Origin of the sequence: Sphingobacterium sp. UGAL515B_05 (genome assembly GCF_033097525.1) — a bacterium.
Taxonomy (GTDB): domain Bacteria; phylum Bacteroidota; class Bacteroidia; order Sphingobacteriales; family Sphingobacteriaceae; genus Sphingobacterium.
Genome location: NZ_CP109907.1, coordinates 186574 through 199691, shown reverse-complemented (window position 1 = coordinate 199691; position 13118 = coordinate 186574). Strand labels below are relative to the sequence as shown.

Here is a 13118-nt window from a genome sequence, read left to right as displayed (position 1 = left end):
TAATTTATACGGATGAAAAAAATAACCACCAAAATAGCGATACTTATGGTTCTTGCTGGACTACTTCCGGGATGTACCAAATTTTTGGATCAAACACCCAATGGTGTACTGAGCTCCGATCAGGTTAAAGAGCCAGAACGATTATTGACAGCGACCTATGCTGCTTTGGGCAACGATCATTATGATGTCCCTTTTAGCTTATGGCCCTATGGTACGGTTCGCTCGGACGATGCTTATAAAGGCGGATCGGGACCACAGGATATCCAGACCTTTCATTTTCTTGAGGTCTCAAATAACATTACAACCAATTTTGCGGAGTTGGATAAATTATGGTTTCAGTTGTACGTTGCGATTTCGCGTGCCAATACGACAATCAAGACCATACAGGAAATGGACAATTTCGATGGGAAGGAAGAAAAACTGGGTGAAGCACGTTTTCTGCGGGGGCATTTTTACTTTATGCTCAAGATCCTTTTCAAATATGTGCCTTATATCGATGAAAATGTACCGGTAGACAGCTATGAAACCGTATCGAATAGAGCCCTAAGCAACGATGCACTATGGCAAAAGATTGTAGCGGATTTTCAGTATGCGGTAGATCATCTTCCTGCTGTGCAAACGGAGGTCGGTCGGGCCAATCGTATCGCCGCCGCCGCTTATCTCGCCAAAGCTTACCTGTATAAGGGATACCGTCAGGACAATGCCGAACGTAATATGGTGACGGGTATCGATGCGGGAGATTTGGAAAAGGTTGTACAAAATACGGATATTGTGCTTTCATCGAACCATACGTTGGAAACCGACTTTGCATTTAACTTCTTGCCGGGCAAATATGAAAATGGAACAGAGGCGCTGTTTTCAGTTCAGTTTTCAAAAGATGACGGGACAAAATTTGGGCGTGTTAACTTTTCTGATGTACTATCTGTACCTATGGGGGTGGGCTGTTGTGATTTCAATAAACCGAGTCAAAGCCTTGTCAATGCGTTTCGCACAACGGGTAAAGGTCTACCACTGGATAATTATAATGCGTTGAATAGCTTTAATACCTCCGAGAAGTATGACCCGAGGTTATTCCATACAGTTGCAATTCCGGGCTTACCGTACAAGTATAGTAGCAAAAGAACATACGAAGAAAGCTGGAATCGTAATCCGGCAGAGTATGCTGTTTATGCATCGTTAAAAGAAAATGTTGATCCCGACTGTGATTGTTTCGTTCCGATGGTTCCCTTCTATGCGAATACAAAGAATCGAATTGTATTGCGCTTTGCCGATGTGCTGTTGATGCGGGCAGAGGCGCTTATCGAGCTGCATCGTTCGGCTGAAGCACTGCCATTGATCAATCAAGTGCGTACGCGGGCAAAAAATAGCACCTCACTTACAGGATATGCAAATGATAAAACGCTGATCGAAACGTACAAAAATGGAGATAATATTGTATGGACCGAAGAAAATGCCCGGAAGGCGTTACGTTGGGAAAGACGCTTGGAGCTTGCAATGGAAAATGGAAGATTCTTTGATCTGGTACGTTGGGGAATTGCAGACCAGGCCATGAATGCCTATTATGATGTAGAAAAGTCACGTCGATCTTATTATTCCTCGGCACATTTTACAGCAGATAGGAATGAATATCTGCCCATTCCCGAAGCACAGATCAGATTAAGTAAGTATCTGTACAAACAAAATCCAGGCTATTAAACAGGCATTTATTGTTGAACGATTAGCATAACCAATTATTCCAATGAACACATTAAACAATTATATAAAAGTAGGGATTACTATCCTACTTATCGGGCTTCTCGCTGCCTGCAAGCGTGATGCCGATAGTACACTCAATTTGAGTGCAGATGTAGATGTACTTTCTTTCAAGGTCGGCAATACCATTGGGAAAGTAGATCAGGCAAAAGGTACCATTCTTGTCATGGTTCCTGAAGGTACAGATCTTTCGGCGGTAGCTCCGACAATTGAATTGCCCAGCAATGCAAAGGTTTCTCCAGCTTCAGGCATCGCCCAGAATTTTTCATTTTCTGGCACAACACCGATTACTTACCGCGTGTTTAATGGTAATCTTTTCAATACCTACCAGGTAACCGTCAAAGAAATCAAAGCAGAAATAACGGCATTCCGCATCGGAGAAAAAGCAGGGATCATTGATCAGAAAAATAAAAGCATTAAAATTTACTTACCCCTGGGGACAGACCTAAAGAACCTATCACCTGCGATAGAATTTACAGCCGGAGCAAGCATAACGCCCAATCAGAGTGGGCCCGTGGATTTAAGTTCCCCCATAAAATACAGCCTTGCGTATATGGGGCAGACTTTCCAATACACGGTAACTGCCCTATTGGGTACAGAACCCAAACAAATCTTTATGATTTATAATGGCGAAACCAGCGTTCCACATTTCGACGGGTTAGGGGTGAGTACGGTGGATTCACCTTATCCCAATCCGAAAACCACTGGAATTAATGCAACACCTTTCTGTGCGTCTTTTATACGGGACAATAAAACTGGTGAAGGCTGGCACGGTGGAGCGCTCTGGAATGCAAATAAAGTGACGATAAATCCGGCAGAATACGGGCGTTTCTCGATGATGGTATTGAAAGATGTAGCTGGTGATGTGCAATTGGAAATTCAATCGGATGGCGAACAGAATAAAGATTGGTTGCGTGCCAATTATTCGAAAGATCATATCGGTGAGTGGCAAGAATTGGTTTTTCAGATTCCTACCGGAAGAAAAGCTATCATTAACAATATACTGGTAATGCCACATGAGCATCCTAATGGGCAGCCCGTGGCATTTCCTACCCAACGGATGTTCTGGGACGAATTGAAGGCATTACCCAAAGAGTAATCGAGTACAAACAAAACAAGTTATTATAAAAACAAAAATGATAGCTAATCAGGGATTAATAGAAAGATTTAAATCATGAGACCAAAGATGTATTTGTTTCCGACAGTATTCTTGCTAAGCTTGTTGACAAGTTGCAAGAATGGGGACGAGAGTTCGACAGGGCTGGATAGGCCCATGGAAATACTGCCTGTGGACAGCTCTACGGCTTGTATTTCGGGACAGGAGGTGGGACCCTATCAAAGGTTCTACAGACCCCAGCAGGGGTTTGTGGGCGATCCAATGCCGTACTACAATGCCAACGATAACAAGTTCTACTTGTTTTATCTCTATGAAAATGCCAACAGGCATCCCATCTATAGCACACGGACATGTGATTACGGAACATTTGAGGGGTATACCGAAGTATTGTCGTCGGGTGCTGTAGGGAGTCAGGATGAATGGATCGGAACAGGAAGTTTTATTAAAAAAGGAACATTGTATTACTGTTTCTATACGGGGCATAACAATATTTTTACGCCTGCGGAAAAGATTATGTTGGCTACGTCAACTGATTTAATGAATTGGACCAAGCAACCAGCGATGGCGCTGCAGGCTGCCCCGGGCTATGATCGAAATAATTTTCGTGATCCACAGGTTTATTGGGATGAAGGCCGCAATGCCTACGTCATGCTGGTCACGACACGAAAAGACGGAAAAGGAACGCTGGCACGTTATCAGTCGACAGATTTAAGCAGTTGGTCTATGATTGAACCGCTCGTTGCGACCACAGGTACAGTAGAGAAATATGGAATCGAAACAGATGCAGAACTATTGGAATGCCCGGATTTATTTAAAATGGGCAATAAATGGTATCTCTTGTTTTCGCGGATCAACCGGGATGAACACCGCAAGACATTTTATCGTGTTGCGGATTCTCCGGATGGCCCCTGGACGATCTGTCGGGATAGCGAAGGACATCATGAAACCTTTGATGGACTTTATCTCTATGCGGGGAAGACGGCTAGCGACGGTACAACACGTTATCTTTCGGGCTGGTGTTCGACCGGGCAAACAGTAAATAATAACAACGAACTGCCCTGGGCTGGAAATTTAATTTCACATCAGTTGGTTCAGGGAGCTTCAGGACGTTTATATCCTAAAATTCCGGAAGCCCTAAACAGTAAATTCAATAAGGAAGTCGCCTTTGAAAAACTGAGCAATGTTGGTCAAGTTTCCGAATCGAATAAAACCTATAGTTTGACAGCGCAATCTGGCGGAAGAAGTTATGCACAATTTAACCGGAACATTTCATCCGTGAAAGTGACAATGACGATTGATGCTTCCCAATCCAGCAAATTTGGTTTTTCATTTGGCGCATGTGATGATCCGACCGAAGTATATAGCATTGCTTTTGATCTGACTTCATCCAATCGCTGGAATATGCCCGCACTGTTTATGAACAAAGAGGCACGCAATGGCAGCGGAAGCAAAACAGAACTTAATTTTACGCCACTTACAGTACCGACCAACCGGCTTTTTAACGTGAAAATTATTATCGAAAAATCGATTGGTATCGTATATGTGAATGATCGTGTTGCTTTTACCAACCGGATCTATAAAATGGATCAAAACCCTTGGACTATTTTCGCGGATCAAGGAACAGTAAAAGTGAATGGGTTGAAAATCGAAAAATCTTCCTGACAATTGAGGCAATATTTGCCTATTGAAGCGAACAATAACCTAATTAGAAATGTAAACAAAAGAAAAATGATAAGATTAAAGAAATACAGTGTTTTAATGCTTCTGCTAAGTGTTTTTGGTACGAGTCTGGCACAGAAAGGACAGCATAAACAAGGGGATCCCGAAGAGAAGTATCGCCCACTTTACCATTTTACCCCACAGCAGGGCTGGATGAACGACCCCAATGGACTGGTTTATCTGGACGGTAATTATCATCTTTTTTTTCAGCATAATCCTGAAAACCCCGTTTGGGGGCCTATGCACTGGGGCCATGCGATCAGTAAAGATTTAATCCATTGGGACGAGCAGAAGATCGCATTGTATCCCGATAGTTTGGGGACTATTTTCTCCGGTAGTGCTGTAATCGATAAAGATAACACGGCAGGTTTTGGAAAAGGTGCTATGGTCGCTATTTTTACCCATCACAATCATCAGGAAGAGGACCGAAAAACAGGATTGCATCAAAATCAAAGTTTGGCTTATAGTTTGGACAAGGGGCTTACCTGGACGAAGTATACAGGCAATCCGGTATTGCCAAACCCGGGCATATGGGATTTCAGAGATCCAAAGGTGATGTGGCATGCGCATAGTCAGCGTTGGATTATGACCTTGGCTACAAAAGATTGTATTACTTTCTATTCTTCCAAAGATTTGAAAACATGGCAGAAGGAAAGTGAGTTTGGCAAAGAGGTGGGGGCCCATGGCGGTGTCTGGGAATGCCCTGATCTTATCCCCATGGATTACAAAGGAGCTACAAAATGGGTTTTGCTGGTGAGCATCAATCCAGGTGGACCCAACGGTGGCTCGGTGACACAATATTTTGTGGGTGACTTTGATGGGCATCAGTTCCGAACAGCGGATACTAAAATAAAGTGGTTGGATTGGGGACCCGATAACTATGCCGGCGTAACCTGGAGTAACCTAGGGGATAGGCACCTGATGATTGGCTGGATGAGCAACTGGCAATATGCCAATGTGGTTCCTACCACAAAATGGCGTTCTTCCTCAACCATACCCCGTGTTTTATCTTTAGGAAAAGTTGGACAGTCGTTCTACGTTTCGAGTACTGTTCCCAAAGAAATTGAAACCGCATTTCGTCCACTAAAAAAATACCATGGCGGTGGAACGAAGGAAGTTTCGTTCGGCCAACATCTCCCACAAGCGTACCGTTTGGACCTCAAAAATTTGAAGCAGCAGGCTTTTAAAGTCATCTTATCAAATGAATCTGGCGACGAATTGGTTATTGGTTATCGTGAAGACCAAAATACCTATTATATCGATCGTTCTAAGTCCGGTGAAGTGTCTTTTAATGGAGATTTCTCAAAGACAGCTTTGGCACAACGGCTGCTAAATAAGGGAGCACTTTCTTTCAGTTTGTATGTTGATGTGAGCTCTGTGGAACTTTTTGCAGACGAGGGGCTAACGGTAATGACCAGTTTATTTTTTCCAAAAACGCCGATAACCAAGCTGCGTATCGTAGGCGATAAAAAGCTGGAGTTTCAGGAAATCGGTATTTCTGCATTTAAGAGATAAGAGCTGGATTTTTGCCATTAAAGCGATCCTTGATAAGACAAGGATCGCTTTATACTTCGCTACTTGGTCTTATTTTCGAGATGCAAGTGTGCTGGCATTAGTGTGGGGAAAGTCCACGCAAAATGATTTTTTTTGTAAACTATTGGACGGTACATGGAAAGATACGGATCAAATTTCGATGTATTATAAATATCCTTCATGGCCTCAAAGAGATTGGAGGGCCAAACTCCTGCTGTCCTGTCTAGCATGTCAACGTCCGGATTTTTAAACCAAGGCCATTCAGTTGGATGTTGATTGTAATAATATAAATAGTCAAGGGCCTGCCTAACCGATTTTCCATCCTTTGTGGCGGTAAATAGGTTTTCTCCCGTGGCATTGTGTATACACCACATGGAGGCTGTCAATGGTGCTAAAGAAAAGTAGGTGTACCATAAACCTTTCTCACCCCGTTTTACTTCCTCAATAAGATGACCATCAGCTGCGATCTTTTCGAAAAGATCAGCCTTGATCAAGTCTATTGTAAAAGAAAGCTCTTTTTGGTCATCAAGAAAGTTTGCCGAAAGTAGATTCGCAAACCTCGCCCAATCCGCAATATTATTGGATCTTTCGCGTAAGAAATGTGTCGCTTTTTGATAGACATCGATGGCCCAGACCTTAAAATGATCGCGATCTTTCTTCGCCCAAAGGGGATCGTTTTTAAGTAATTCGGCAGCAATCATTAATCCGGCTCCCGCATAAGAAAGCACAACTGGTCCGTCAAACTGACTGTATTTTTTATTGATTGTGGCCCAGGAGTTAATGAAATATAAGGCCTTGGATGCATACTTTTGCTCTCCGTTTAAGGTATACGCCAAGGCCGTACAATAGGCAGCGAAAGCATCCGCATGGAGCTTTTTTGCCATAGCACGTTGGCCTTCTTTATCGCTATAAAAGCCGGGTACACTAAAATCTTCAACTGCATGATGGTCAGTTAATAAAAGAGAATCGGCCAGCGTAATCAACTGCTTGTATGCCGCATATACAGGTTCGGATTTTTTGTTGATTTGTGATTTAACATAATTGATCTGGGTAATGGGGTGCATTAAGGATTGCCCATGACCATGTGAAGGCCAAATAAATAGACAGACTATCAACAAGGTCAATCCTATTTTTAAAAATTGAGTGGTTTGGGCCTGTAGGCCAAAAAATAAATATATGAAATTTTGCATGGTTCTAAATGGATACGTTTATCGATTGGTTTCGTCGCTATGGGGGGATTAGCTACTGCAAATTAAGAAAAAAATAACATAAGTTTACTGGTGTTCAGAAATTTCATTTGAATTATTGCAGCGAAGTAATTAACTTCATGCCTAGAATAATCAATTATGGACATCAATCAAAATCTGCCTGAGAAGGAACTCTTGTGCCAACTCCATCATGGAGATATACAGGCTTTTGATATCTTGTACCATCGTTATAGCCAGATTATCTATGCCAATATCCTTAAGTTTCTGAAAAATGAAACTAGTGCCGAAGATTTACTGCAGGATGTTTTTCTACGCATCTGGGAAAATAGGTCAAAAATAGATCCTGAACAATCTTTTGCAGCATTTCTATTTACCTGTTCGCGTAACATCACATTTAATTTCAAGCGACGCTTGAAATTGGAGATGGAATCTGAAGTCCAGCTCGCCTATGGCGCATTGGAATCTGAAAATACCATTGATAAAGTGCTCGATTCCAAGGAGGCCATGGTCTTGGTAGAAAACTTGTTGAGCAGATTGCCGAAACAACGCCAAAAAATATTTAGGTTATCTAAGCTTGAAGGCAAAAGCTATAAGGAGATTGCCGAAGAAATGGATATTTCGATTGCTACTGTTCGTGACCATATTGTTAAAGCCAATAAATTTATCCGACATGGTGCATTGCAGGACAATGGCTTCTCGGCCCTCCTAATGATTCTGCTTCTACATGCTGCAAATTAATTTTTTTTTCTAGAGCAGACCTTTATGCTACGAAGTGTGTATTTACTAGTAAAAATACAGCTCAGTGGAGACCAATAAATCTAAAATAGACCAATTACTTCAAAAATATAAAGAAGGGAACTGTTCGCTTGAAGAGATCGAATGGCTACAACATGCGCTTTCTGCTACCGACATCGGGGATCAGGATGCCATCGATCAGGCTATAGTCACTAGTTTACTCCAGCCTTCTGCTGCAGGAAAAATGAGTGAATCCAGGCAAAAAATAGTGCTCGGAAATATCAAAAAGCAAATTCAGCAAGGCACACAGGAGCGCGATAAACCTAAGTTTTCAATCGGATGGCCCTATTGGGCTGCGGCGGCTTGCCTACTGCTCTTTATTTTTACAATGCTATTCTGGCAGCAACAGACGAGTCCTGTTCAGGCAGACATTAACCTCGTGAGGATGCAAGATACAACGGGTGATGTTGTAAATCCTGGCGGAAACAGTGCTACCCTGCGTTTAGCGAACGGCACACTTTTAGAACTCGATAAACAGGCATCGGGAATTGTGATGGGAGAAAGTATTACCTACGAAAATGGAAAGTCTATCGCTGCTGCGGCATTAGATAAACAGGCGATGGCGGCAGATCCAAGTAAGCTTATATTGGAGTTAGCCACTCCATTAGGAGGCATATACCAGATTACTTTACCCGACGGGACAAAAGTATGGCTCAATGCGGGCTCTTCGCTAAAATATCCGATGAGCTTTGCTAAAAATGAACGAAGAGTTCGTTTGGAAGGCGAGGCCTTTTTTGAAGTGACGAAAGATAGCGCACGACCTTTCAAAGTGCTGAGTAAAGGACAGGAAATTGAGGTGCTGGGGACTGCCTTTAACGTCAATGCTTATCCCGATAATACAGCGATTAAGACGACTTTAGTCAAGGGAAAGGTTAAATTATCGAACAATAATCGATATTCAGAAGCAATATACCTGCTACCAGGCCAGCAATCGACCAATACCAATAACGGAAAAATACAGCTCGCAAATGTGGATACAGCACCCTTTACAGCCTGGAAAGAAGGTTTGTTTTATTTTGACGAAACACCGCTTTCGGATGCACTGCAGCAGATCGGTCGCTGGTATAATGTCGAAGTGAAGTATAAGGGCGAGGTACCGCAAACACATTTCTATGGTCGTATAAAACGAAGCAAGCCACTTCGCGAGGTACTTGACGTATTGGAAGAAGGTGGATTGCGTTTTGAGCTGAGCAAAAGCGATGAAAAGAATATCCTATATGTTAGACCGTTGTAATTAAAACCCTAAATAAAGATGAAAAAAGAAATGATCATGGATTCCACTTAATCCGGAAAAGGGTATAAGCAAAACAAAAAGGGCAGTGCTGGGGGGCACTGCCTTGAATTGGATGCATATACTTACAAGTGTTGCCCAAAGGCAAATTTTTGATAACCATTTATAAATAACATACAAACCGTACAAACATATGATTTTTTATCCATTTGTTAGGCTACACCCGTGGAGTTTAACTTTACGAAGTATACTGATTATGAAATTGATCGTACTCATTTCTTTACTGACCGCGATGCAGCTGTTTGCAGAGGGAAATGCGCAGACCATAAACTTAACCGCTAAGCACGTCACCTTAAATGAGGTGATGCGCGATATCCAAAAACAGAGTGGTGTTAATTTTTTCTTAACTGGCAAGTCATTGGCTCAGGCACGTTTGTCAGTCAATATACAGCATGCCAAATTGGAAGATGCATTAAATGCTATCGTAGCACCTTTGGATCTGGAGTGGATCAAAAAAGATGAGGTGATCGTGATAAAACCCAAAAGAAATCCGCCAAATACCGAACGCAAAGAAGTCCTGCAGCGGAGCATTGCTGGTAAAGTTGTTAATGGCAAAGGACAAGCCCTGGTAGGAACAACCATTACAGTGAAGGGAGCTAATATTTCCACGGTCACGGACCAGGATGGAAGGTTTACGATTCAGTTACCAACGGCAAATGGCACTTTGGTATTTTCAAACGTAGGCTATCAACGTTTGGAAAAAAGTGTCACTGGAAATGATGAATTAACCATTGTACTTCAGGAAGAGGTAAGTGGTCTGGATGAGGTGGTCGTCGTAGGGTATGGAAGCCAGAAACGCGCAAATGTAATTGGTGCCGTGTCAACCGTGAACGGAAGTTCGGTAGAGAATAGGTCAACATCCACACTTAGTTCTTCACTGGCTGGACTCGCGGCGGGTGTTAACGTACAGGCCACAACGGGAAAACCAGGTGCAGACGGTGCTAGTATACTGATTCGTGGAAAGGGAACTTTAAACAATACGTCCCCCTTGGTTGTGATCGATGGTATTGTCGGATCTATGGATGCCGTTAATCCCAACGATGTGGAGTCAATTTCGATTTTAAAAGATGCGGCAACAGCAGCGATCTATGGATCTTTGGGGTCGAATGGCGTTATTTTAATTACGACAAAAAAGGGAGCCAAGGGAAAAAATAATGTGTCTTATACAGGCATGGTTTCGATGTTGCGCCCCAATAATGTACCTGAATTTATTACCGATTACGCACAACATATGCGCCTTGTTAATGAAGGCTTCAAAAATTTAGGGCAAGCGGCTGTTTATACTGAAGCAACAATCAACCTCTGGGAAGAAGCGAAGAAAAATCCAACAGGGTTAACTGAATTTGGTATTCCAAATGAAGTCGCATATCCAAATACCAATTGGGGTGATGTGCTTTTTGGACAACGCAAACTTTTACAAAATCATAATCTTTCTCTAAATGGCGGCAGCGAACAGACGCAATACCTCTTTTCAGTGGGCTATTTCAACAATCCGGGGACGATGCCCGAAACAGGAGCAGACAAGATACGTCTGCGTATTAACTTGCAGTCTAAAGTTGCCAAGTTTTTAACTGTGGGTACCCAGACCTTTGGCGATATGCAGAATTTGAGCGTCGCCGATGTGGTCACAGCATATTCTTATCTGACCCAAACTGTACCTGGAGTTTATCCTTTTTACAACGGGGTCTATGGTTTCCCGGCTGCTGCCGAAGAATCGGCTACTGCAAACAATGCCTTGGCTTTTCTAAATGGGATGGGGGGAAAGAACCAGGTCAATCGATTCAATACCACAATATTTGCGAAGTTAAATCTCATGAAAGGCTTGGAGTTTGAATCAAGGGTAAATTATAATCATGCCTATACCGAAACGAATTCTCATCAGGTGCCTTATGAAAAATGGAATTTTGCAACCAACAAATTAAGTACGGCAGCGCTGTCTCCAGGACAAATAACTACCCAGTATGGGTTAACCAAGAGCTACAATGTGATTCTTGATAATGTATTGCGTTATTCAGGATCTTTTGGCAAACACGATGTGGGCGGTATCTTGGGATATAATGAACAGTACTTTAACCAGTATAATATCGGAGCGGCCAAACTTGGACTTGTGCATCCAGACCTGACAACATTTAATTCGGCGACGACAATGAGTTCCATTACGGGGGATGAGCTTGACTACGGGTTGCGGTCCTTTTTTGGTCGCGCAAATTATGCTTACGCTAATAAATACCTTGCGGAAGCGGTGGTACGCTACGATGGATCATCTCGATTTGGAAATGCCAAACGTTGGGGGTTCTTTCCCGCCTTCTCTGCGGGATGGCGTATTTCGGAAGAATCTTTTATGAGCCCACTCAAATCTTTTGTGAATGATTTGCGAGTAAGGGCCTCTTGGGGGAGAACCGGAAATAATGCCTCTCCGGGTAATTACGATCATCTTCCCTCGTATGGTACGGTCAACTATTCTTTCAATAATCAGGCTGTTCGAGGATTGGCACAGACTAAACTAGGAAACGATCTTTTACACTGGGAAACGACCACAACAACAAATGTAGGTTTTACAGCCACGGCATTGAAAAATAAATTAACAGTCGATTTTGATGCCTACCGTGCTTATACCGATGGAATCCTATATGTTCCGACCATTCCAGCCACAACTGGAACCGCTACAGCGGCAACGATGAATATTGCCGAAGTTAGCAAGCGGGGGATTGAATTGACGCTGGGATACCAAGATAAAATCAACGGTTTTAACTATGGAATATCGGCCAACTTCGCCTATAATACCAATCGGGTAGAAAAATATAAAGGGGCATTGTCGGAGGGCTATGTAACGGATGCGGCCGGTAATCGTGTTTACCAGTCCAACATCGGTATGGTTTCTACCGGTGTCAACCAGCGTATTTTAGAAGGACACGAAATCAATGAATTTTACTTGTACAATGTATACCGAGGTTCGGGAAGCCATTTTTTAGCAGATGGTTCTGTCGATAAAAATGGAGGGCCGCGCGACGGTATGATCCGGACGGAACAGGATATGGAATGGTTGAAGGCTATGGTCGCTGCAGGTTACTCATTTCAGCCTGCCGATGGCATAGACCCTACCAAGATATGGTATGGTGACTTGATCTATTCGGATATGAACGATGATGGTATCTACGGGAACGTCTATGACCAAAAGTTTATGGGCAAAAGAGAAACTCCTGCATTCAATTACGGCCTCAGTATCAACATGGCCTATAAAGGATTTGATGCATCCATGATTTGGTCTGCTTCTTCAGGTATGGCGTATTACTGGAATGAACTCTATCTCAATTCTTCCATCGTTGCGCAGGGAAAATCGGTGCCAGCATTGGTTGCCAACGATCATTACTATTATAATGCCGCAAATCCTTCCGATCCCAACAACCGGCTAACTGGTTATTATCCACGCTTAAAAGGAGTGACAGATGCACAGAATGGACGTACCAGCGATTATTATTTGTATAACGCTTCTTTTGTGAAGCTACGTAACCTACAATTGGGTTATTCGCTTCCAGAAAGCTTGGCAAACCGTCTATCAATTGCAAAATTACGGATCTATTTAGCGGGTGAAAACTTGCTGACATTTACGAAATATCCTGGTTTAGATCCTGAGATAGGTTCAACAACAAATTACCCTTCCATGCGGCAATATTCACTGGGTTTGAATCTTACTTTTTAATCC

Annotated in this window: 8 protein-coding genes; 7 read left to right on the top strand and 1 reads right to left on the bottom strand. The window is 42.8% G+C overall.

The features are described 5' to 3' along the window. Positions 1 to 12: 12 nt before the first annotated feature. From OK025_RS00750 to OK025_RS00735, 4 genes are all read left to right on the top strand, one after another. Positions 13 to 1695 carry a RagB/SusD family nutrient uptake outer membrane protein gene (locus OK025_RS00750; protein ID WP_317667904.1) on the top strand — a complete coding sequence of 561 codons (1683 nt, stop codon included), beginning with the start codon at positions 13 to 15 and terminating at the stop codon, positions 1693 to 1695. A gap of 43 nt (positions 1696 to 1738) precedes the next feature. Continuing rightward, a complete protein-coding gene (locus tag OK025_RS00745; protein WP_317667903.1) occupies positions 1739 to 2851 on the top strand; it encodes a hypothetical protein in 1113 nt (370 codons plus the stop codon). Between the two features lie 75 nt (positions 2852 to 2926). Further along, positions 2927 to 4531 carry a glycoside hydrolase family 32 protein gene (locus OK025_RS00740; RefSeq protein WP_317667902.1) on the top strand — a complete coding sequence of 535 codons (1605 nt, stop codon included), beginning with the start codon at positions 2927 to 2929 and terminating at the stop codon, positions 4529 to 4531. A gap of 66 nt (positions 4532 to 4597) precedes the next feature. Continuing rightward, positions 4598 to 6103 carry a glycoside hydrolase family 32 protein gene (locus OK025_RS00735; RefSeq protein ID WP_317667901.1) on the top strand — a complete coding sequence of 502 codons (1506 nt, stop codon included), beginning with the start codon at positions 4598 to 4600 and terminating at the stop codon, positions 6101 to 6103. Between the two features lie 59 nt (positions 6104 to 6162). Here the strand turns inward: OK025_RS00735 and OK025_RS00730 are convergent, their stop codons facing one another. Further along, complete coding sequence (locus tag OK025_RS00730) at positions 6163 to 7311, bottom strand: alginate lyase family protein (RefSeq protein WP_317667900.1); 1149 nt, start codon at positions 7309 to 7311, stop codon at positions 6163 to 6165. Between the two features lie 156 nt (positions 7312 to 7467). Between OK025_RS00730 and OK025_RS00725 the strand changes: the two genes are divergently transcribed. From OK025_RS00725 to OK025_RS00715, 3 genes are all read left to right on the top strand, one after another. Continuing rightward, the gene (locus OK025_RS00725; protein WP_294350935.1) at positions 7468 to 8067 is read left to right on the top strand and encodes an RNA polymerase sigma-70 factor; all 600 of its coding nucleotides are present in this window, start codon (positions 7468 to 7470) and stop codon (positions 8065 to 8067) included. A gap of 64 nt (positions 8068 to 8131) precedes the next feature. Further along, positions 8132 to 9358 carry a FecR family protein gene (locus tag OK025_RS00720; RefSeq protein WP_317667899.1) on the top strand — a complete coding sequence of 409 codons (1227 nt, stop codon included), beginning with the start codon at positions 8132 to 8134 and terminating at the stop codon, positions 9356 to 9358. Between the two features lie 253 nt (positions 9359 to 9611). Continuing rightward, entirely contained in the window at positions 9612 to 13115 is a 3504-nt protein-coding gene (locus tag OK025_RS00715; RefSeq protein WP_317667898.1) for a SusC/RagA family TonB-linked outer membrane protein, read from the top strand. Positions 13116 to 13118: the final 3 nt, after the last annotated feature.